Consider the following 20,331-nt stretch of genomic DNA (forward strand, 5'->3'; position numbering starts at 1 on the left):
CCGGTGATTCACGCGGCATAGGTGAAAGCCAGCCGCACTGGGCTGGACGTGGCTTTGCGCTGGTCTTACGGCGGAACTTCCCCCGCCAGCGCGCTACTGATCGGCCGTCTGATCCACCTGGTTCACAGGTGGTGTGGTGGTCTGCTGCTCGGGTCGGCTCGTCTCTTCCTTCTCGATGATCTGCTGCTCGGCGTCGGGGTCGGCGATGCCCGCCGTGGTCTGCAGGGTCTGCCGGCTGATCGCGCCAGCCTTCCAGAGCTCAAGCCAGATCCTGATGGTGTCAGCGCTGGGCTCGAAGATCTTCTGCCGGCAGGTGACACTCGGGCGCAGGCCGTCGTAGCGGTTCGGCTGCCCCTGCACGATCGCCGACACGCGCATGGCCAGGGTCAGGATGTCCCTGATGAAGCTCTCGACGGCTGTGGCGCATCTGGCCACGGCGCGCAGGTAGGGCCCGGTGCTGGTCTCGCGGGATCTGCCGCTCGCAGTCGCGTCCCCGGCAATCAGCATGAACTGCTGCCTGAGGATGCCGTAGAGGTCAGCGGTGGCCTGATCGATGGCGGCCTGAATAGCCTTGGGCTCATCCGGGCTGAGCTTGGTCACGCTCGCGCCGGGGTAGAGCTTCGTGCGCGTGATGGTCACAGGCTCCCCGTCCTCGCCCATCCTGCCGGTGTCTTCCACCTCAGTCACTTGCGATGGAGCGAGCCAGGCCTCAGCGCCCGCACCGTTGATGGGGCGCGGCCTGCCGTCCTCATCGAGCGCAGGGTCCAGGCCGATGAACAGGGTCTTCTCGAACACGGCATAGCGGGTGTTGCGGCTCATCGCGGTCGTGCCCACGTTGCGCGCGTCCTGCACTCCCAGCGCGTCAGGCGTGATCATGCGGCGAGGCATCTTCAAGTTCAGCAGGTAGAGAAGCCCGCCAAGGTCAAGCGGCTGTCCGGTCGTCACTCCACCGGCGCTGTCCACCACCCTCACCACGGTGCGCTCCTGATCGTCGAGGCTGCTCACTTCCCACTCGGTCTTCAGCGTCGCCTGGCCTCCCGTCCACACGCGGGTCACGCCGTAGCGCTCCATGGTGTCGGGGTCTTGATAGATCCCCGCATCCCCGGGCTCAGGCATCACAAGGTGCAGCGGGTCCAGGCTCTTCGCGGCCTCGCGCTTGCTCAGCCGGCCCATCCTATCGATGTAGCGCGCCGGGATACGCGGGCGCACCGGCTGATTCCCGTGAGCCAATGCTCCGATGACCGCCGTCTGGATGAAGCTCGGCAGGTCGCGCTCATCCCACCAGGCCGTGGCCACGGACTCGATCTCGTCGATCAGCGCCTGCTCCTGCTCGTTGGGCCTCTCGCCGTCCGCGAGTGGACGCTCGACTACGAAGCTCCAGTCCGCCTCGTCCGCACCGATCCCGTCAGCGAGCAGCTCGATGCCCTCGCGCAGCACGTTCCTGAAGGTGAAGCTGCGCCGGATGGCCTGCACCTGCGCGGGGTATCCGGGCGCGGTCTTCGGCAGCAGGTCGCCGGTCCAGTAGCTGATGTCGGTCTCGCCCGTCCCGCCGATCACCTTGCCGTCCGCGCCCAGGATGGTCAGCGGGCGCTGAGGCGACAGTTGGTAGCCGTTCATGTAGTCGACGATGCGCCGGGTGTTGCCGTCGCTGAAGGTCGCCACGATGGCTTCGAGGTCGGTCGGTTTTGGATTCTCAGGGTCGAAGCTCATGTGGCACCTCCTCCAGCTCCAGCTGATGGTTCATGCGGAACACGCGAAGCACGCCGCCGGTGATGATGGGAAAGTCGAGGAAGGGCAGGGACGGGAAGAGTAGATCAGCCGCCTCACGGAAGTCCGCGATGTCCACCTCGCTAGGCCCCTGCGGCGTCCCCGCTGGATGCGAGTGCCAGTAGCCCAGGTAGCGCAGGCCAGAAGCGGCGGCGAGATCAGCCGCGAGCTGATGCCCTGGATCACACAGGGTCAGGTGGTGCGTGCCCCGGTCATCGCCGGGCAGCGGTCCAGTGCAGGACATGACGTGCCCAGGCGTGCCGAAGATCAGGCCGCCCTGCTCGCGCGGATCGTCCAGGTCGTAGGGCAGTTCACAGTGGAGAACCAGCATGCTTCCTGATCACCTCCCTGATGTCCGGCCTCTGCATCATCACGGCACTGATGTACTCTTCCTGTGCTCGCGTCCACGCGCGGTCGATCATCGCGGCGACGGGCCCATCCACGCCCTGCTCAAGCACCTCAGCGAATGCGGTGAAGGGCCAGTGGCTGATGTGGCACAGCTCGTGGGCGATGGTGTCCACCAGCTCAGCGTGGTCATCGATGCGGTCCGGCCAGAGGTTGATGGTGGCGATGCGGTAGTCCACGCGGGTCACGCAGGTGCCCATGTTGCCGTCCTCTTCGTCGTCGTCCCGGACGCTCCAGCGGATGCTCCACTCCTTGCCGATCCCCAGCAGCGGCCTGAGCTCGCGCTCCATCCGCCTGCACAGTTGGAGAAGACTCATACGTAGCTCCGTGGCTTCTTGACCACAACCACCGAGCGTTGCGTCTTCGGTCTGTGCAACATCTGCGCCGCCCACGCGTCAGCGTCCGCGAGGTCGTACGGCTTGTTCTCAGGCAGCCGCTTCAGGGCGCGGAAGAGGGACTCATGCGTACCGATGGCGTCCAGCAGCTCGCCGCGCTCACGCATGCCTTTGGCGTACTGCCAGCGCTCGCGCTTCCCGCCGGTCGCCGTCGTGGCCTTCACCTCTGCGTAGCGAGGGATCGGCGTGTCCGGGCTCAGGGTCCCGTCATTCACCATCTCGGCCCACGTGCGTCTGAAGCTGTCGCGCCACAGGTCCCCGCCCTGGTTCGTCTCGATGCCCAGCGTGCTGGCCTCGAGATCCACCGCCACCTGGATGGCCCGGCGCATCAGCGGCGCGGTGCCTTCTCTGCCTTCCCATGAATGCAGCGTCACCACCTGCCCGGTCGTTGCTCTGCCTGCCGCAGCGATGGCCTGATTGTCGCTCGCGTCTGTTGCGGTCACGGCGATGTCGCACCACACCTGCACGTCCTCGAAGTCGAAGGCGTCGCGGTCCACGGGATGGAACTGGTAGCCCGCATACAGGCTGCCGCGCTCGTCCTTGATCTCGTTCTGCACTTCTGCGATGAACTCGTCCGGGCCGATCTGGTTCAGCAGATCCTCGAGCACCGGGATGGGGCGAGCCTCTGGCCACGTCGGGATTCCGCCCGTGATCCGATAGATAGGTCGGTGCGTCTCCGGATCCCTGCCGCTCATGTCGTACGTGAAGCCATCGATGGCCTTATGCGGTCCGGAGACGTAGGCGCTCATCAGGAAGTCGCGCGGGAACTCCGGGTTCACGTCCGCCAGGCGCGTCACCACCCCGTGCGGCGTGATCAGGTTCTGCATGACCATCACCGCAGCGCCAGGAGCCCCGGCCGGGATGATCGAAGCGCGGATCGTCTCGAGCTTCTTCTCTGTCATCAGGAGGCTGTCTTTGCGCGAGTCGATGTCGTCGAACACGATCAGGTCAGGGCGGGCGTCGTCGAGGTTCAAGCCTCGAATCGCAGAGTCCAGCCCCGCAGCGTCGATGATCAGCCCAGAGTCGGTCCACACTCGGCTTCGACGCCAGCCCATGGAGTTGCCGTGGACACCCTTCTTCGCACGCGCAAGCTTGGGGTAGTGCCTGCGCACGCCCGTGGAGGCCAGGATCTGCCCGATCCCTTGCACGCTGCTGTCGGCCATGTCCTGATTGGCTTGCACGTACAGCACGTAGCGGTAGCCCAGGGTCGCAAGCGCCACGGGGGCGCGCCTGGCGTTGGTCGTCTTTGAGTACCCGCGCGGCCATATGAACGCGCCAGCGCTTGCCTTGCTGGGGTCACGCTTGAAGATCCAATTCCAGTAGTCGAGCTGGAACGGTGCCAGCGGGGCAGTGAAGGTGCCAGGCCACAGGGCGCGCAGCCACTCCTCTGGATCGGTCGGCGCAGGCGGCCCGTCACCGAGGTCGACCTTAGTTGATCGTCCGGCCAGCCCCTGCTGTATGCCCTGCGAGAGCCCCTGCGACAGCAGCGATCTCTGGCTCGGGTTCGATTCCGTCGACCCTTCGCTCGAAGGCGCGGAGAAGAGCATCTCGCTCAGCTTCATCGATGCCCACCTCCCTGGTCGCCTCGATCAGGGCCAGCCCCACCTTCGGCAGCATCCTGGCGAACGCTGCGAGTGGGATCATGCCTTCCTTGCGCTGGCTCTGGATCGTCTTGGCTAGCGAGCCGATCTTGTCCAGGAAGTTGCCCGCCTGGAGGATGTCCACGATCTGCTTGGGCTTGGCTGCGCTCCCGCCGATCTGGTAGCTCTCGTGCCAGGCCAGCAGCGCAGCGGTCATCGCGTCGTAGCGCTCGACGTAGTCCTGCACCAGCGCGCGCAACAGGGCGAGCTCGGGCAGCAGGTTCATGGGGTCGTCGTCGATGATGGCGTCATCAATGAGTTGGCGGAGACGCGGGGATGCGTTGATTTCGGCATAGCGCAGGCTCGTCTTCTGGCCAACCCCGCCATGCAGCTTGCAGCGGCCCTCACCTGGATGGTCGGTTCCCCACCCTGCTGGCCTTGCACATGGCTTGCCTGACCTGTTCTTCGCGCCGCAGGTCGAGAGCTTCTCACGGCTCACCCTGGTGGTCCCCTGCTTGCCCGGCGTGCGCCTCAGATGTGCATCTGTCATGGGGATGGCCGCAGCTGGCGCTTTGGTTTTCCTAGGTGCCATTGCGGTCACCTCCTACGCTCTGTTCAGACCCGCTCGGGCCAGTGCCAGGTGCCGGGTCGCTTCTCTTTCTCATCCTGCGCCACGGTCGGCGGGAAAAACACCCCGGTCGGGTTCAGCACACAGAGGGACACGATGATGTCCCGTGAACCCGTATGCACCCCGGTCACGATCGCCGCCCGGTGCTGCGGCGCGTACTCGCCCCCCGGCGTTCCGTAGCTCACGTAGTGCACGATGCGGCCCACAGTCGGGATCTGCTTGCGCTCCTGGGTTTGGACGGGCTGCGTGGGCCACTCGGGCTCACCAGAGGCGGGGGTCGGGTTGTTGTTGTACAGGGTCATGCTTTCACCTCGGGTTGTTTGTTCTGGATTTCGAAATCCACGATCATCAGCGAGGTCCCCGGCGCGTGCTCTGCTTGCGTTCCTGCCGTCTGAGTAGCGCAATCAGCTGCCCGTGGCGGTGCATGCGCAAGCCCGCGAGATTTCCCCACGGCGTGCGCCCGTTCTCAATTGCGTCATTCAGCAAGGCATGGGCCTCTGCGTTGCTCAGGCCGCGCTTGCTGAGCAATTCTGCAATGGTCAGCAGCTGAGGCAGACTGGGCTGCGTGGTGCGGACATAGTCGGGCGTGGTGTCGGGCGTGGTGGTCATGATGTGCCTCTCAGGTGCGAGGGGCGGCTCGCGGTTGGATAGCAAGTCCCCCGGGCCGCGAATCGCCCGGGGGTGCTCTGCTTGCGTCTTTGCCTGATGCGCTCTATTCAGATTTCAAGAACAAGGGCAAAGGCCCCGATCTGGTTTGACCGAGGCCCCTGCGAGCGCTATGCACAAGTTGCGCAGCGTAGAGATATGATACAGGTATTGCACACAGAAGTCAAGCAACCCGGCAATTCCGTTGCGCTAATTCCTCATTCACGGCAACGTCCAGCATCCCGGCCAGGGTGAGCCAGGCTTCCCACGTTGCGTCTTTCACCCGGGGGGCGCGGCGCAGCTGGTCTTCACGGCCAGGGGCTACGGGGTTGACGCTCTCTTGCAACACGGTGCGCAGAGCCTCTTCCTGCTCAGGCGTCCGGACCTCCCGGGTCACGTCAAGGCGCAGGCGCTGGGCGGGGACGCTGAGCGTGATTCCCGGGCCAGTCACGATGAGGGGCGCGATCTCCACAACGTACACGGGGGAGGGCAAGCTACGCTGTGGCGGGGTGTGGCGCGGCTGGCGGCGCTTGGCGGTGGTCACGCGGGCCTTCGCGTCGGCGATCCGGGCCTCTTTGTTGCGGTGCTGTCGGGTGAGCTCCCGCAGGTGATCCGCAGCCTGAACGCGCAGCTTCAGCAACACGCGAGCGCCGCGAATCCGCGCCCCCTGGCCCGTTGCCTTCGCGAGTTCCAGGGCCATCCGCGCTCCGGCCACGCGGGCGTCCAGGCGTTGCTGTTCACCTGGCGGGATAGTCAGCATGTGGGCGTCAAGCCAGCGGTGATAGCGCAGCAGCTCTTGCAGGCGTGCCGTTGCCTCCTGAAGGCTGAGACGGCGCAGCTCCTCGGCGACGCGTTCGCGCTCAGCCCTATCACCGGGCCGGGGCGGGGCGTACAGGTCAAGCCCCTCCAGCCGTCTCCGCCAGGCCTCCGCGCGCGCCTGATCCCGCGCGTTCCCGGTCACGGCGGCCGCCGCGATGGCTGCATCAAGCCGGGCAACCATCTCTGGACCGGCGGTGTCCCCGCGCTGCCTGAGCGACTGAGTGCTGCCCAGTCCGGCGGGGATGAACTGCGGTACGCTCATGCGCTGCTTGTACTCACGCGTACCCCCAAGCACCGCACGTGCCACCGCCTCAATGACGTGCAGCTTGACCTGGTCGTGCGCGGTTTTCTGCCATCCCACCTTTATCTCAGTCATTTCATCATCTCCCTGAGCGTCTGCGTGAACTTCATCCCGTCCATGCCCACCGCCGCGATCAATTCGGTCTCGGTGGTGATCTCCGCGTACCTCGCCGGCCTGGCCTCTTGCGCGGGCTCACGCTGGGTTGTCTCTACCTGCGGTTCAAGCCACGCGCGCTCAAGTTCGCGTTGCAGTTGCGCCGCCTGCTCTTCCTTGCGCCGCTGATGGTAGCTGCGCCTCGGGGGCCCGGCCTGCCGTTGACCCCTCACTGCTCCAACCCCAACGCACGCTTGACCCACTGCACCGCTTCACCGCTCTTCACGTGCGCCCCCGTGATGCGGATCACGCGCCACCCCGCGAGGGTCAACAGGGCGTACTTGCGGCAGTCTTCCTCAAAACCCCGTCCGCGGGTGTGCCGTCCCTGCCCCCACGTTCCCCCCTCGGCCTCGACGATCAGGCGCGCCTCAGGCCAGGCGAAATCAGAGCGCCACTTGCGGCCCGGGACCAGCATCAATTCGCGCTCAGGCTCAGGTATGGCGGCATCTCGCAGCGCCGCGAGGAAGGCCAGTTCAAGCTCGCTACCCTGCTCCACAACAACCCCCGCGCGCCGGAGGGCTTCGCGGCTCACCCCGCTAGCGAATGACCGGCTCACGGTTGCACCCCCGCAAGCCCAAGCAGCGCCCGGGCGTTGCGCTGCACCTGGTCAAGGTCAGCAGCTACCAGCGTGCACATAGGTACCTGCATGCGCACGATGCTGTCGATGTCCAGCGCCTCCTGAGTGGTAGCCGGGGCAACGCCGGGGCGGATCACCATCACCGGCAGCGCCCCAATGATCAGCCAGTCGCGCATCTCGCGCGCGTTCTGCACGCGGGGCACAAACACTACCTTTCCCTCGGACTCATACCTCAGGGCGCGCGCAATCACCATAGGCAAGAGTTGCGGGCCATGGTTGCGCCCGAACTCCTCAAGGAAGGGCCGGATGCGCGCCTTCGCGTCCGGATCTTCAGTCCACGCGCTGATCTGGTAGCGACTGAGACAGGCCCCGTTGCTCTGGTACTTGATCTCATCACCCAGGGCGACCCGCGCCACCCGATCCGGCGCGAGCAGCTCAGCCTGGCGGAAAAGCTCATCTTTGCCCGCGCCCGCGGCTCCAACCATTGCGTAGATGGTCATTCAGCCACCCCCAGCGCTTCCGCCACAGTCACGGTCAGGGGCTGATCCTTCAGCCTCCAGCCGCGCACGCTGCACCACTCAGCCCGGCCATCCCGCCTCAGTCGCCGCAGAATCTCCTGAGTCTCAGGCACACTGAAACGTGCGCGGAGCGAGATAGTCTCAGCGCTCAGGGGTACGGTGCGGACTCTGCCGTCTACCCCTCTCACCACCTCGACCACGCCGCTGCGCTGATGTTCTTCCAGCAGCGCCAGGATCACGCGGTCCAGCGCCGCGGTAAGGTCCTCACCGGTCAGCTTGCTCTTCAGCAGCGCGCTGCGGTAGCGCACACTGGCCGCGTGCCGGTAGGTGTCCGCCCCCGGCCCTGCGGGTATCAGGTCCTGGCGCGCCCTCAACTGCGCGCGCGCGGCGGGTACGCTCAGCTGATCACGCGCAGCCAGGCGGATAGCATTCAGAATCTCACCACTCATTGCGCGCCCTCCTCCGGGTCACTGAGGATGACCATCTCAAAGCCGGCGGGCCCGTACAGGATGCCCATCATCCTGCGCACCCCGCCGTAGCCCTCGGCAGCGTGGTAGTGGTCCTGTGGTTTGATCGTGGGGTAGGTGTTGATGCCGACGCCGGCAACGTCGACGCGCTGGAAGCTATGGAAGTGCCCGCCATGCACTGCAAAGCGCCGGGCCTGCCGAGCGAGCGGGTGGCGAAGCACCTCGTTGGCGAGCTCGGTTGCCCTTGCTGGACTCATCCGGCCATCAAAATGCCGGAACATGTGCAGCACGTCTCCGACCAGCACGAACGTCGGCGCACCCATTGGGGCCACAGGCTCAGCGGTGACGCCTGCACCCCAGTGCCCAGCGCGGATGCTGTTGCAGACGGTGCGGAGGAACACCTCTTCTACATTCCTACCGTGGTTGCCGGTCACGCCCACCACGTGCACGCTGCCGTAGGTGGTACAGGCTTCGGCGGTCTCGGCGAACATGCGCCAGGCCTCATCTGCCTCTTCGCTGGGAAGGGCGGTGGCGAGCTGCGGAGTGCCCTTGGTGGTGGCGTAGCCGGTGTCGGTATGGTTGCCGTCGTTGCCCTGCACGTACAGAGTGTTGAAGCGTCCACCGGTCAGGGAGGCGGCACGGGCGAGGATCTGGTCACGGTGGCGAGCCCAGGCGTCAACGGCGATCTTCGGGCCCCAGCTGCCATCGACGGCGCGAGCGCCCAGGTGCAGGTCTGCGCTGATCAGCACCAGGGTGTAGCCGTTCTTTGCTGGGACATGCGGAAGTGGAGCCGGTCGGCGGGTGGCGTAGAAGCCATCCAGGGCTGCCACCATCCGATCCTCGGCGCTGGGGCCCTGGGGCTCGCTGCGGGGCCGCATGAACAGGCTCGACCTCCCGTCAGTCTTCTCCCAGCGCGCGGTCTCGTCCTGCCCCCAGTCCACACCGGACTCCGTGACCGTGATCTCGGGATCGCCTCCCGCCGCCCGGCCCATCGCGCCCATCGCGCCCATCAGTTGCTCAATTGCCCGCGCGGCCCCCATTCCGGACGCCAGCCTTGCCCTTGCTTCCCTGAATCGCCCGCTGAGCGACCCGCCGGGGCTGCCGCCCGCGATCCTGCACAGTTCAGACAGACTGGCGTCCGGGTTGTCCCGCGCGATCTGCTCAAGGTGCGCGTTTGAATAGCGCGCAGGCCGCCCGGCGCTTTTCACGGCGTCAGCTGCGGCCTCATGGGTTGCCTGCGTCTCGTCAGGCTCTTTCTTGTTTGGCATTGGAGAACTCCTGATGCTTCTGCATCTCGAAGGTGTTCTCCGTATCCATGTCAGATATTGTAGCCGACTGGAGTACAAAAATCAATGATATCACTGTGCTGGACGACGAAAAAGCCCGATCACGATTGATCGGGCGGGGGCGGTGCGGGGATCAGCTGCGGATGGACTTCCTGATCCGGTTCGCCTGCAGGTTCCAGATCTTGACCTGCGCATCCAGCAGTAGATCGGCTACCTCGCCCCTGAGTTCCGGATCCACTTCAAGCTGCCGCTTGATGTTCTCCAGCCCTTCACGCGCCACTTCGAGCTCACGGTACTTCTCAAGCAGGGCAGCATCAACCGCTTTGCGCAGGCTCGGGCTGCGCAGGAACTCCTCGCAGGTGCCGTCAAGCGCCTGGGCGTGCAGCTTGCTGGCGTAGGGGCCAGCGGCGATGCGTCGCAGCATGTCCGCAGTGAACACATCAGCTTCGCCCTGGTCGGCGTTCGTAAGCGCGGCCAGCGCCTGCGCGGCCTCGCGCTCACTCCTTGGCGGTTGGGACGCAATGATGGCGAGGCGTGCGTTCTCGTCGTCTGTGTAGGTCATAGTGGCCTCCTTGCCCCGGCATGTCCCCCGGGGCTGGGTGTGGTGAGTAGATCAGCTGCGGAGAGTCTTGATGAGGGCCGCGAGGCGTTCCGTGCGGTCAGGTTGACGCGGGGGCGAGGGGTAGCGGCTGCCGGGCGGCAGGGGCGGCCTGGGTGGCCTCGGGGGAACGGGTGGGGTGTTCATGCGTCCTCCCCCTGCGGCCCGAAGCCGGTCGACAGGGCGTTGCGCAGCGCCAGCCTCCAGCCGTGCCCGGCGTCCTGAGGCTTGCCGCACCGGGTCACGGTCTGGTTGAACAGCCACCAGCGCTCAACGGGGTGCAGGTTGCGCCAGGCGGCGGCGATGTGGTCGATCTCCTGAGTAGTCTCAGCAGCCTCAACGGCCCAGATGAGCACCAGGGCCTCCTTGCCGAGGTTGTCAAGGCAGAGTTTGTTCTCCCCGCTGATCACGCGGCCCACGGTGGTGCCGCCGCCGTCAACAATCTGCCAGTTCAATTCGGAGGAGATGACTGCGGCAATCTGGTCCCACTTCCAGCGCGGCATGTCCAGCACGCGGTCCAGGCGCTCGGGAGTGGCGGTGGTGGTGGTCCTGAACTCGTACGCGTCGACGGTCTTCTTCTTGACGTCAATGCCGATGTAGCCGCTGGTATCCGGGTTGAAGCGCCCAAACTGCCCAGGCGTGGTGGTGGTCTTGACGGTCTTCCTGGTGGTCATGATGTTCCTCCTTGCCCCGGATTGACCCCCGGGGCGCGGGTACGTGGTGTCTAGGCGAAGCGCGCGATCTCGCCCTGGGTCACGGGCTGTTTGCGAAACCAGTCGATCATTTCGTAGATCTCGGCCATCACGTCCCCGTCGCAAAACCCATACCGGAACTCGACTGCATCGGCCACGCTCGCCGTCGAGGCGGCATCGGCGCTCAGCCTCATCTGCTCGGCCGTGGGCTCCCAGTCGCACCAGGGGCGCACGTCCTCCAGCTCCTTAGCGCCGGTGGGCTCAGCGGTGGGGCGGCAGTCAACGGTGCAGGTGGTGCCGTTGATAGTGAAGCTGCCGAGGAGCTCACCGTGCTCGCTACGCAGGGTAGCGCGGTACTGACCCATCTCCAGGAGCGCGCGGGTGCCGTTCATCGCGCGGTACCCGACCAGGCCGTGGGTGTCGAGCTCGCGGCGGCGGTAGTACCCAACTCCGTCGCGGGCGATGATGCAGCGGGGGCGATTGCTCTTCGGTTTGGTGGTGGTGGTGGTCATGATCTTCTCCTTCGGCCTCTGGTGGGCCTGAAGGGGAGCGGCTGTTCTCGTGTCGCGGCGTCTAGTGGTTCTTCGCTGCTTCCCTTGTGCTTCTAGGGTAGTATACATGCGTACACATGTCAATAGATGCGTACGCATATCGATCTTTGTCCAATCTTCATGATTCAAGCAAAGAAGAAGCGCCAGGGCGTGATCCTGGCGCTATGCGGCTAGTACCGCGTTCAGGCCCTGCTGATGCGCTCGCCCCGCTCTGCTTGTACTGGCTCTGATTGCTCATGGGCAGCGTTGACCACATCGCCGCGCTGCAGTGGGCTCAGGGTATTCCACCACTCGATGGCTTCACTCCTTCCGCGCACCCTGGCAACTGTAGTGGCCTCGCCGGGCTTCAGGTTGGGCCCTGCGGCCGTACGTCCCTCCGCTCTGGCCTTCTCAAGCCCGCGCATGCGCTCGGGTGGGTAGTCGCCGCGCGGGGCCGCAGCCTGCTTCTCTTTCTTCTCTTTTGGGGTCATGGTCTTCTCCTGTTGTTGCAAGTGGCCCCAGAGATGAATCCAGGGCCTGCCGACTTCTAGTTCAAATCTTGTGCCAGCGCCAGTACCTTCTGCCACTTCCGGTCAATTCATGAACATAGATATAGATGTCGCCGTTGGGTGCACGGTAGAGGGTCTCGCGACTTGCGTATTCCCAGTCATAGACGCTCTTACCTTTCTTCACGTAGTAGTCACTCACCACGCCAGCCTCGGCCAGCTTCACGTACTGATCCCAGTCGGCCTCGCCAGCATTGGCCATCTCAACGTACGGCACTTCCAGCTCATCAAGCATCTTCAACTGCGCCGAGCGCTTTTCAAGGTAGTACACGCTATTGCCGTAGGCCCAGAGGCCAGTGACCATCACCACCCCAGCTTTCCTGATGTGGTCTGCCAGGGCCCGCTCGCCGCCAAGGGACGACACGACCAGCTCGGCATCACAGTTGTCAGTGTTGTCTGAACCGCCGCGAAAGTGAGCGAGGTCAGCCAGCAGCTCTACTGCCAGCTCCTGCGGCATATCATCCAGGGCGGGAAGATTGCTGGTCACGATCTCGCGCATGGCCTCCTCGTCGCCGTAGGCCATGGCAGCGTTGCCGTAGTAGCGCACCACAATCGGCCTCCCGCTGATCGTCACGCCCGAGCGGTAGACGTCGCCAGTGGTGTTCCAGGCACCATCGAGGTCTCCATCAGCGACGAAGATGGTGCCACCGACAGTAGCTTTGCGACCATGCTCAAACATCACGCCGTTCCCGAGCCCGGCCCTGAAGGCGTCGAACTCAGCTTGGCGGCGCGCGAGATCGGCTGCGGCTTGATCGGCGGCCCGCTGCTCTTCCGCCTTGGCGTCCTCAATGGCGCTCGCCTCGCTTTCGGTGGCAGCGCGGAAGCCGACCTCGATGGCGTCGCAGCCCTCGAACTCGAACATGTCTTCGTCGTCGATGCGGTCCTGGTCGATCCGCCCAATGTTGATGATGCTGGCGACAGCAAGCAGCCGACCGTTGACGTCGACGGTCTGACCGATCCTGAGGCTTTCGTAGGCGGGGTAGAGGCTGGTGTACACGATTGGCTCGGCGTTGGTGGCCATCTTCTCTTCCTTGAAGTTCACGGTGCCCACGGCGAGCTCTCTGTTCCGTTCCCTTCTTCTGCCTCATGATGATCCACTTGCGTACACATGTCAATAGATGTGTACGCAAGTGGTCTTAATCCAGTCTTAATCATTCAGTCGAACGCCTGATTCCCGCTCCAGCAGCCACTGCGCCATCTGCCGCGCTCCGGCTCCCGCTGGCGGGGTGGGGAGGTAGCGGGTTGGGACGTACGCGGCGTAGTAGTGAAGCAGCAAGTCGTCGGCGTTGGTGCCCAGCCGCTCGAGGAACTGCTGCTCTCCCATCCGGTGCACCGCCTCCGGGCCGTCTGTGTGGTGGGCTGGGCAAAGCGGGATCACGCTGTAGTTGCGCAGCGGATTGTTCGTCCGGCGCGGCAACCCCCACACGCGCAGGTGGTGCAGCTGAACGCCGTGGTTGGTGACGCCGTAGAGCCGCTGGCAGGCCGCGCATGGCTGCGACGCGAGCCAGGTCATGTACGCGCTGCTGCCGTGGGGCGCGGGGAGGAGGATCACGGGCGGCTCCTGGCGGCGCGCTCGCGTCGCTCGTACATTGCCAACTGAGCCTCGGTGACGTGCAGGCGACGCTTGATACCCTTCCTGCCCTCAACATTGAACGCGACCGGCTCAATTCCCCGCCGCCTGAACCAGACCTTCGCCGTGTCGTTGGGGATCACCACGTAGCCCGCCGGAGCACGCCTGCCACGCTCAGCCGCCACGGCCTCCACATCGGCTGGATTCACATACAGTAGTCCCCGGACCAGCACTGCGCCAATCTTTCCTCCTCTGACCATCGACATCAGCGTATTCGGCGCGACCCTGAGCCTCTCTTGAGCGCGGGAGCGATCCAGCCATCCCACGGGCCTACTGGCAACCATGGCTACTCCAGGAATCACGCGATCCTGCCACGCCCTCGCTCCGGCGGCGGTCACGTAGACTTTGTTGCCGCGCCTCTCGGACGCATAGCCATGGTTCCTGCACCATCGCGCAACGAGGTAGGGCGGCAGTCCGCTCCCCTCAGCCACATCGTCCGCTGGCAGCATCTCGTCATCGTCTGCGTCGCCAGCCTGAAGTGGTTCCAGACCAACACTCCTGCGCCAGCCGTTGCCCACCGACCGCGTGATGAGCCTCTCCGTCTTCGTGAACCCGAACCCGATCTCCCTGTGCCTCACCTCCAGGCCTCTGCTCTTTGCCCAGCTGCAAGGGGCGCATGAAGTGAAGTGGGTGTCACTGACGACATCTACAGCCCTCACCCACTCATCCGCGCCTGCGGTGATCAGATCCACCACGTCGCGCGGGAAGTACATTCCCGGGGGGTCGCCCACCACACGGCAACGCTGCCCCGCGATGCCCACCTTCTTCATGCGCTTCTTGAGGGTGGTGGGGTCAACCCCCAGCTCCCGCGCCAGGTCGGCCTGCGAGATCATCTCCGGCCCGACAAACGGCAGAGACAGCACCGGGTCATCGCGCCTGAGCACATCCGCGGCCTCTGGTGGGAAGATGCGGATACGGCTACGGGTGCCCCTCGCGCGCCAGAGGGTGATCTGAAACTTGCAGCGCGCGGCCGCGGCCTTCACCGCCTCCTCGCTCTCTCTCAACTTGACAGCCAGCTCCTCAAGGGTCAGCCACCCCTCCGGCTTCTCCAACAGCACCGTCACCTTCGGCTTCCTGCGCTTCGCCGGGCTCATGCGGGCCTCCAGAGCGCTAGGTGGCCAACGCGCTTCACCCGCACTTTGCCAGCGCGCTCAAGCTCCTCCAGCTCGCGCACCACTGCCTCGGGCTCACCCGCGCCCTCCTCGACCAGCCCCGCCGTGGTCATCCACTCCCCACCCCGGCAGTGGTGCCTGAGCAGCGGAATCACGCGGGAGCCACGGGCGCGGGGAATGTACCTGGGGCGCAGCAGCTCTCGCACCGAGTCTGACGTGCTGATGTAGCCCACCCGCAGCTGCCCCAGGGCGCGCCTGACCACCGGGACGTGCAGCCCGGTCACGCTGGCGAGCTGCACGTCAGTTCTTGGTGATGTGGAGGCTTTGACGGCGGCGAGGACGCGCAGGCGTGGCTCGGTGGGGAGTGCCGCGTGGAGAGTGGCCGACGCCATGGTCAGGCCATCCCAGCGCGCTTCAGCAGCGCCTGCAACGCATCGTCGCGCAACACCGTCCACCCCTTCCACCCGTCCAGCGCGGCGGGCAGCACGTCGTCGGGCAGCGCCGCCAGACTCTCCAGCAGCATCGCCCGCAGCTCCGGAGCGCCGCCGGGCACATCAAGGCGGTGCGCAGCTGCGACGGTGCGGACTCGGCGGTGCAGCTCCTCCTCCACGCCCCTGGTCACATCCGGCAGCAGCACCGCAACCGTGCCCTCAGGCTGCTCCCGAGGCTTCGCAGCACGAATCCGCGCCACGCCGTCATCCACCTCTTTCTGCACCGCCGCCGCCCGCTCCACTTGTTTTGGCAAAACAGATTGCTGATCCCGCAGCCGCTGGCCAGCCGCGCGCAGAGTCTCCCACCTGGCATCGTCATCGTCCGGCACCACGATCCCCGACTCGACGGCCAGGGCGACATCGAGGAGCTTGTAGTAGGTCGTCCTGGAGATGCCGGTGGGTTGCAAGTCCAGGCAGATCCTGATGAAGTCCGCCGCAAGATCACCACACTGCCCGCGCACGATCAGCTGCCGGCGCAACTCAGACAGCCCCAGGGCGCGCTGGATCTTTGCTTCCGTCTCACCCCGCTCCGCCGCGCTAGCCGCCCCCAGGAACTCCCGAAGCTGCCCGATGACGTCATCGCGGGCCGGGGCGGGGGCGTAGATTGCCGTCCCAGCCGTCATTCAGTCACCTCCGGCATCATCCCGTCGCCCTTCCTGCGGGGCCCCCAGTAGGGAACCACCATGTCCCCACTGAACCACCAGCCTGTGGGTTGCTCCCCGCCAACGCCGTAGATGAGCAGCAGACGTTGCAACAGCTCCCTGATCACCGCGATCATTGCAGATCTCCCGTCTCACGCAGCATGTTCTCGGCGGCGCCCAACGCAGTCTTCAGCAGCGCCCAACCCGTGATCAGGCGGGCCCGGAACTCTTGCTCATCCAACGCGACTCCCGCGCACTCAAGCTCATTCCGCGCGGCTTCAACCAGCGCCGCGACCTGGAAGGCCTCGGCGGGCGGCACGTACAGTGCGCGGTTGGCAGGCGCAGGCAGAGACAGCGGCACGGCGAGCTCAGCCACTTCCCCGGGGTCACGCAGGCTGTCGGGGTTGACCAGGTGCAGGGTCATTCCAGGTCTCCCGGGTAGTCGGTCTCGCTGACGTCCAGCTGACCGGCGACGTCCTCAATCATGGCGCGGATGTTGTCCAGCACGGCCTCAAGCTCCTCCTCGGCTTCGAGCAGGTCAGGCAGCGAGGGAGCTTCACCCAGGGCGAGGTTGATCAGGTTGCTCCCGATCCCGATCAGGGTCTGGGCATCAAGTAGGGTTGCGTCTTTCGGCATGAGGGCACTCCTGTGAGCTTTTGCCGTCTCTGGCGGCTTTCAGGTGTCCTCTCCATGCCCTAGATTGTACCATCCGGAAAGCCTGAATTCAAGCGCCAGGACGGTGTTTTTGATATCAGTCAGTAGAAGGAAGGCCCGCAATGCAGGGATGGTAGCGCGTGTGCAGTGATATCAATTCGGTACATAATTCTGACGTGACTACCCCAAAAAATAAGAATGACAGGCGCTTATATCACGGCGACAACCTCGGGCTGATGCGTGAGCAGATCAAGGATGAGAGCGTCGATCTCGTGTATCTAGACCCGCCATTCAACAGCGGACAGGACTACAACATCCCATTCAAAGATCAGAAGGGAGAGAAGGATGCCGCACAGATAAAGGCATTCGAGGACACCTGGCACTGGGGCGACGATGACGAGGGCATCCTAGCCACCTTGCCTGCGCAGCACCCCGAGCTCGGCCGGTGGCTGAAGCTCACAGTTGAGTTGCTGGGCAAAAACGACATGAGTGCCTACTTGACGATGATGGCGGTGCGACTGCTTGAGATCCACCGCAGCTTGAAGCCGAGCGGATCGATGTATCTGCATTGCGACGTCACCGCAAGCCACTACTTGAAGGCCATGTGCGACATCATCTTCGGCGATGCGAACTTCATGAATGAGATCGTGTGGAAGGGTGCCGATGCGCACAACGACGCGAGATACCGGTACGCGGCGGTGAACGATCGCATCCTCTTCTACGCGAAGAAGCGCGAAGGATACTACTTCGAGCCTCAGCACACCGAATTCCCGGTCAAGACCCTGCGCGAGTGGTACCTCTACCTGGAGCTGCCGGACGGCACTACGCGCCGCATGACCAGGGCGGAGATAGATTCCCAGGAGATCCCGGACGGTGCGAGGCGCTTCAATACCGACAACCTGCGCAGCCCTTCACCCAGGCCCAACTTGACGTACGACTACAAGGGCTACAAGCCGCACCCCAACGGCTGGGCGGTCAGCATGGAGCGCATGAAAGAGCTGGATGAAGCTGGGCTGCTGCTCTTTCCGAGGTCGAAGGACGGTCGCATCATGCGCAAGAAGTACCTTGACGAGTCCAAAGGCCCAGTGATGTCGGATACATGGACGGACATCAGCCAGCTGCGCGGGCACGACATCGAGCGCCTGGGGTACCCAACTCAAAAGCCAGTCGCCCTGCTGGAGCGCATCATCAAGGCCTCGTGTCCAGAAAGCGGCATCGTGATGGATCCGTTCTGCGGCTGTGGAACTGCCGTAGTGGCGGCGGAAGCGCTCAGCCGACACTGGATCGGGATGGACATCACTCACCTCGCGGTCGGCCTGATCAAGTCCCGGCTCAAGCGGGACTTCGCGCTGGGCAAGGGTGACTTCCTCGAAGATGGCGTGCCTACCACGATCGAGGCCGCCCAATACTTGTTCGACCTTGACCCCTACGACTTCCAGTACTGGACTCTGGGCGAGATCGGAGCGCGACCATACGGGGCATCAAGCGGTAGCAAGAAGGGCAAGAAGGGTGGAGACGGCGGCATTGACGGGGAGCTCTTCTTCATGCGTCCCGATGGCCAGGATGTCGAGAGAGCAATCGTCAGCGTGAAGGGCGGCAAGAACTTGACGGCTGGCATGGTGCGCGACCTGGTTGGCACCATGACGAAGCATTCAGCAGCGATGGGCATCTTCATATGCCTGGCCAAGCCCACCGCGGGCGTGCTGAAGGAAGCGACGCTCGCCGGGGTCTACGAATATGGCGGCAAGACATACCCGAAGGTGCAGATCATGACGGTCGAGGACATCCTGGCGGGCAAGCAGCCCCAGGTTCCCGAGGGAAGCATCAACGTCACGCACGTCAACAAGAAGGTGACCAGCCGCAGCAAGCAGCAGGAATCTTCGACGATGAAGACGCTCTTCTAGCTCGGCGTTCCAGAAGTCGGAAGCCCAGCCAAGTCGCGGGGCCACAGGAAGCCTGACAAGCCACCTCGAATCTCACCCGAGGGCACCAGGACCCCAAGCTAGCTCGAGGCCCCACAGCGCGCCTTGCTGAGCCGGGGCGGGCGCATGGAAGGGGGCTGTGCGTGGCGATAGGTGCGGAGCCCAAAGCATGCATGAGGGCTTTGACGGGTGGGCGGTGAGGCGAGCAAGGGAAGCGCCCGCGACTGACGCGCGGGCGAGCTGTGGATCACGGTTGTGGGTCAGCTCATTCCAAGATTGCCGGGTGGCCATGGAAGCGCCTTGATGAGGCTGACTGACAACCTTCCTAGGTCAGCTCCACCTCGCCACGTACGATGCTCAGGGGGATGATCTGCGCTTCCGGGAGGTTGCGGCCGGTGATGCGCACGTTGAAGGTGATGCCGTCCACACCTTCTGGAACACCCACCACCACCTCATCAAGTTCAGCGGCATCGTTGGCTGGCAAGAGTTCGATCTCCTGCACGATCTTGGCGTAGCGTTCTGGCTTAGGGCGCTCTTCGAGATCAAGCGGGAAGTGCCCAGCTTCTGTCTCCTCGCCGAACTCGAACCTCACCGTGAGATTCTCTGCCGAGACGCGGCTAGTGTTCAGGAGTTGGAGCCTGACAGCGCAATGCCTGTGAGCGTAGTGGTGCTGCTTCACTGCCTCATCCGCACGCCAGAGCAGATTTGCTAGCCGCCTGAAGATGTTGTACTTCTCCAGATCACCACCACGATCAGGGTCTGGAGCATGATGGTTGCCCGGCACCAACGCCGCTGATGAAGCTATGTATGACACCCCGAGGTCATCGAAAGTCCAGTCTTCCTTGGGTGCCGTAGCTCCAGCAGCATGCAGAAGCTGCTTGACTCTATGAACGCGACTGTAGCTGAAGTTGTAGTCCTTCTCGTCTAGCGAAGACAAGCCGAACGGCCCCTTCGATCGACCTATGTAGCCGACCTTGCGCTGGACTTCATCAAGCCCATCCACAAGAGAGTTGATAGTGGCAAGGCTAAACTCGGCTGCCGTCTTGAGAGTGATCTCGGCGGGTGGTGAGAACACAAGTGAGCGTCCAATGGGCTCGTCATCATCATTCACGAATTGGCAGTCCAACCCCGGGATATCCTCCGCCGCGAGTGCGCGTAGCCTGTCGTTCTCCGCCCTCAGCGCCGCATTCTCATCGCTGAGACGCCGGAAGCTGTTGAGTGTCTCGCGGCTGTCCTCTGTCGCTCGCTCCCAGCCCAGTCGGCCGCCCCTAGCGATCTGCTTCGTCAGGGCTTGGAGTACCTGGATGCCGAGTTCCTCAGGGCTATGAAAAAAGGACACGGGCTTGTCCATGATCTTCTTCTTGAAGGCATCGAGCTTGCGCTTGAGACTTGGGCTTTCCTCCATGTGCTCAGGCAGCACGGCAACACCATCTGCAACGACAAATCCCAGGCGAGGCACACCTGCTGTTCCCGCGTAGTCGTACTCCTTCTCCGTGAACCCGATGTTGTTCTCCTTCTTGATGATGCTGCCGTACCTCTGCTTCACGATGACGACGTAGTAGTCGCTTCGGTCGATCTCGCGTTGGATGATGCCCCATTGCTCCTCGTCGTCAGCACTGAACATTTCCATTCCGACGGGGATGTGGCCCATGGTCAAGATTTGCTTGATGACCTGTTCGCGCTCTAGAGCGAGGTCTTTGAACGTCGAGCTGATGAAGACCTGGTAGCGCTTGTTTTCCATGTGCCTTCACTGTATCCGCTGACGCATCACCAAAAGACCGAAAGGTGCACGCTGGGTCAGGCGAGCCGCAGGTTGCCCGGGCGCGGGGGCCGGGGTTGCGCCTGGGGTGACCAGTGGCGTACGGCCTGCGGGTCTTGCGGGCCGGCGCGGGCGCATGATGGGGCTGTGCTTGGCGAGAGGTTCGGAGCTCCAGGCATGAGTGAGGCTTTGACG

General features: G+C 64.3%; 28 protein-coding genes. 1 reads left to right on the plus strand and 27 read right to left on the minus strand.

From position 1 onward, the window contains the following. Positions 1 to 93: 93 nt before the first annotated feature. The 26 genes from E5Z01_RS00185 to E5Z01_RS00300 all read right to left on the minus strand — a co-directional run bounded on the left by E5Z01_RS00185 (position 94) and on the right by E5Z01_RS00300 (position 16,437). Complete coding sequence (locus tag E5Z01_RS00185; RefSeq protein ID WP_135227536.1) at positions 94 to 1,710, minus strand: hypothetical protein; 1,617 nt, start codon at positions 1,708 to 1,710, stop codon at positions 94 to 96. After that, entirely contained in the window at positions 1,694 to 2,098 is a 405-nt protein-coding gene (locus tag E5Z01_RS00190) for a Mov34/MPN/PAD-1 family protein (protein WP_135227537.1), read from the minus strand. The genes E5Z01_RS00185 and E5Z01_RS00190 overlap by 17 nt, the downstream gene beginning before the upstream one ends. Then, positions 2,079 to 2,489: a M48 family metalloprotease gene (locus tag E5Z01_RS00195; RefSeq protein ID WP_135227538.1), complete on the minus strand. Its 411-nt coding sequence runs from the start codon at positions 2,487 to 2,489 to the stop codon at positions 2,079 to 2,081. Before E5Z01_RS00195 ends, E5Z01_RS00190 begins: the two co-directional genes overlap by 20 nt. Beyond that, on the minus strand, positions 2,486 to 4,114 hold the full coding sequence (locus tag E5Z01_RS00200; RefSeq protein WP_135227713.1) for a hypothetical protein: 1,629 nt from the start codon (positions 4,112 to 4,114) through the stop codon (positions 2,486 to 2,488). The genes E5Z01_RS00195 and E5Z01_RS00200 overlap by 4 nt, the downstream gene beginning before the upstream one ends. Then, positions 3,996 to 4,646, minus strand: a complete 651-nt coding sequence (locus tag E5Z01_RS19865; RefSeq protein WP_240738103.1) for an HGGxSTG domain-containing protein — start codon at positions 4,644 to 4,646, stop codon at positions 3,996 to 3,998. The genes E5Z01_RS00200 and E5Z01_RS19865 overlap by 119 nt, the downstream gene beginning before the upstream one ends. A gap of 116 nt (positions 4,647 to 4,762) precedes the next feature. Further along, on the minus strand, positions 4,763 to 5,077 hold the full coding sequence (locus E5Z01_RS00210; RefSeq protein ID WP_205750455.1) for a hypothetical protein: 315 nt from the start codon (positions 5,075 to 5,077) through the stop codon (positions 4,763 to 4,765). A gap of 46 nt (positions 5,078 to 5,123) precedes the next feature. Further along, positions 5,124 to 5,384, minus strand: a complete 261-nt coding sequence (locus tag E5Z01_RS00215) for a hypothetical protein (RefSeq protein WP_135227540.1) — start codon at positions 5,382 to 5,384, stop codon at positions 5,124 to 5,126. Between the two features lie 220 nt (positions 5,385 to 5,604). Next, positions 5,605 to 6,615, minus strand: coding sequence for a hypothetical protein (locus tag E5Z01_RS00220; RefSeq protein ID WP_135227541.1), 1,011 nt, complete (start codon positions 6,613 to 6,615; stop codon positions 5,605 to 5,607). Then, positions 6,612 to 6,866 carry a hypothetical protein gene (locus E5Z01_RS00225; protein ID WP_135227542.1) on the minus strand — a complete coding sequence of 85 codons (255 nt, stop codon included), beginning with the start codon at positions 6,864 to 6,866 and terminating at the stop codon, positions 6,612 to 6,614. Before E5Z01_RS00225 ends, E5Z01_RS00220 begins: the two co-directional genes overlap by 4 nt. After that, positions 6,863 to 7,189 carry a PDDEXK family nuclease gene (locus tag E5Z01_RS00230; protein ID WP_205750456.1) on the minus strand — a complete coding sequence of 109 codons (327 nt, stop codon included), beginning with the start codon at positions 7,187 to 7,189 and terminating at the stop codon, positions 6,863 to 6,865. The genes E5Z01_RS00225 and E5Z01_RS00230 overlap by 4 nt, the downstream gene beginning before the upstream one ends. A gap of 56 nt (positions 7,190 to 7,245) precedes the next feature. Further along, positions 7,246 to 7,770, minus strand: a complete 525-nt coding sequence (locus E5Z01_RS00235) for a hypothetical protein (protein WP_135227543.1) — start codon at positions 7,768 to 7,770, stop codon at positions 7,246 to 7,248. Next, entirely contained in the window at positions 7,767 to 8,237 is a 471-nt protein-coding gene (locus tag E5Z01_RS00240; protein WP_135227544.1) for a hypothetical protein, read from the minus strand. The genes E5Z01_RS00235 and E5Z01_RS00240 overlap by 4 nt, the downstream gene beginning before the upstream one ends. Continuing rightward, complete coding sequence (locus E5Z01_RS00245) at positions 8,234 to 9,523, minus strand: hypothetical protein (RefSeq protein ID WP_135227545.1); 1,290 nt, start codon at positions 9,521 to 9,523, stop codon at positions 8,234 to 8,236. The genes E5Z01_RS00240 and E5Z01_RS00245 overlap by 4 nt, the downstream gene beginning before the upstream one ends. A gap of 151 nt (positions 9,524 to 9,674) precedes the next feature. Next, entirely contained in the window at positions 9,675 to 10,103 is a 429-nt protein-coding gene (locus E5Z01_RS00250) for a hypothetical protein (protein ID WP_135227546.1), read from the minus strand. A 51-nt stretch (positions 10,104 to 10,154) separates the two neighbouring features. Next, complete coding sequence (locus E5Z01_RS20155) at positions 10,155 to 10,286, minus strand: hypothetical protein (protein ID WP_276321221.1); 132 nt, start codon at positions 10,284 to 10,286, stop codon at positions 10,155 to 10,157. Continuing rightward, complete coding sequence (locus tag E5Z01_RS00255; RefSeq protein ID WP_135227547.1) at positions 10,283 to 10,813, minus strand: DUF3780 domain-containing protein; 531 nt, start codon at positions 10,811 to 10,813, stop codon at positions 10,283 to 10,285. The genes E5Z01_RS20155 and E5Z01_RS00255 overlap by 4 nt, the downstream gene beginning before the upstream one ends. Positions 10,814 to 10,863: 50 nt before the next feature. Further along, the gene (locus E5Z01_RS00260; protein ID WP_135227548.1) at positions 10,864 to 11,343 is read right to left on the minus strand and encodes a hypothetical protein; all 480 of its coding nucleotides are present in this window, start codon (positions 11,341 to 11,343) and stop codon (positions 10,864 to 10,866) included. A gap of 221 nt (positions 11,344 to 11,564) precedes the next feature. Beyond that, positions 11,565 to 11,852 carry a hypothetical protein gene (locus E5Z01_RS00265; protein ID WP_135227549.1) on the minus strand — a complete coding sequence of 96 codons (288 nt, stop codon included), beginning with the start codon at positions 11,850 to 11,852 and terminating at the stop codon, positions 11,565 to 11,567. Positions 11,853 to 11,913: 61 nt separating this feature from the next. Next, complete coding sequence (locus tag E5Z01_RS00270; protein WP_135227550.1) at positions 11,914 to 12,978, minus strand: hypothetical protein; 1,065 nt, start codon at positions 12,976 to 12,978, stop codon at positions 11,914 to 11,916. Positions 12,979 to 13,074: 96 nt separating this feature from the next. Next, positions 13,075 to 13,479: a hypothetical protein gene (locus E5Z01_RS00275; protein WP_135227551.1), complete on the minus strand. Its 405-nt coding sequence runs from the start codon at positions 13,477 to 13,479 to the stop codon at positions 13,075 to 13,077. Continuing rightward, a complete protein-coding gene (locus tag E5Z01_RS00280; protein ID WP_135227552.1) occupies positions 13,476 to 14,651 on the minus strand; it encodes a helix-turn-helix domain-containing protein in 1,176 nt (391 codons plus the stop codon). Before E5Z01_RS00280 ends, E5Z01_RS00275 begins: the two co-directional genes overlap by 4 nt. Next, positions 14,648 to 15,061, minus strand: coding sequence for a hypothetical protein (locus tag E5Z01_RS00285; protein WP_135227553.1), 414 nt, complete (start codon positions 15,059 to 15,061; stop codon positions 14,648 to 14,650). Before E5Z01_RS00285 ends, E5Z01_RS00280 begins: the two co-directional genes overlap by 4 nt. A gap of 2 nt (positions 15,062 to 15,063) precedes the next feature. After that, positions 15,064 to 15,783, minus strand: coding sequence for a hypothetical protein (locus tag E5Z01_RS00290; RefSeq protein WP_135227554.1), 720 nt, complete (start codon positions 15,781 to 15,783; stop codon positions 15,064 to 15,066). Continuing rightward, the gene (locus E5Z01_RS19340) at positions 15,780 to 15,938 is read right to left on the minus strand and encodes a hypothetical protein (RefSeq protein ID WP_167757694.1); all 159 of its coding nucleotides are present in this window, start codon (positions 15,936 to 15,938) and stop codon (positions 15,780 to 15,782) included. The genes E5Z01_RS00290 and E5Z01_RS19340 overlap by 4 nt, the downstream gene beginning before the upstream one ends. Beyond that, a complete protein-coding gene (locus E5Z01_RS00295) occupies positions 15,935 to 16,225 on the minus strand; it encodes a hypothetical protein (protein WP_135227555.1) in 291 nt (96 codons plus the stop codon). Before E5Z01_RS00295 ends, E5Z01_RS19340 begins: the two co-directional genes overlap by 4 nt. Continuing rightward, the gene (locus tag E5Z01_RS00300) at positions 16,222 to 16,437 is read right to left on the minus strand and encodes a hypothetical protein (protein ID WP_135227556.1); all 216 of its coding nucleotides are present in this window, start codon (positions 16,435 to 16,437) and stop codon (positions 16,222 to 16,224) included. The genes E5Z01_RS00295 and E5Z01_RS00300 overlap by 4 nt, the downstream gene beginning before the upstream one ends. A gap of 194 nt (positions 16,438 to 16,631) precedes the next feature. Between E5Z01_RS00300 and E5Z01_RS00305 the strand changes: the two genes are divergently transcribed. Beyond that, complete coding sequence (locus E5Z01_RS00305) at positions 16,632 to 18,359, plus strand: site-specific DNA-methyltransferase (RefSeq protein ID WP_135227557.1); 1,728 nt, start codon at positions 16,632 to 16,634, stop codon at positions 18,357 to 18,359. 343 nt (positions 18,360 to 18,702) lie between these two features. Here the strand turns inward: E5Z01_RS00305 and E5Z01_RS00310 are convergent, their stop codons facing one another. Then, on the minus strand, positions 18,703 to 20,118 hold the full coding sequence (locus E5Z01_RS00310) for a DUF4062 domain-containing protein (RefSeq protein ID WP_135227558.1): 1,416 nt from the start codon (positions 20,116 to 20,118) through the stop codon (positions 18,703 to 18,705). Positions 20,119 to 20,331: the final 213 nt, after the last annotated feature.

The organism is Deinococcus fonticola, assembly GCF_004634215.1.
GTDB classification, from domain to species: Bacteria; Deinococcota; Deinococci; order Deinococcales; family Deinococcaceae; genus Deinococcus; species Deinococcus fonticola.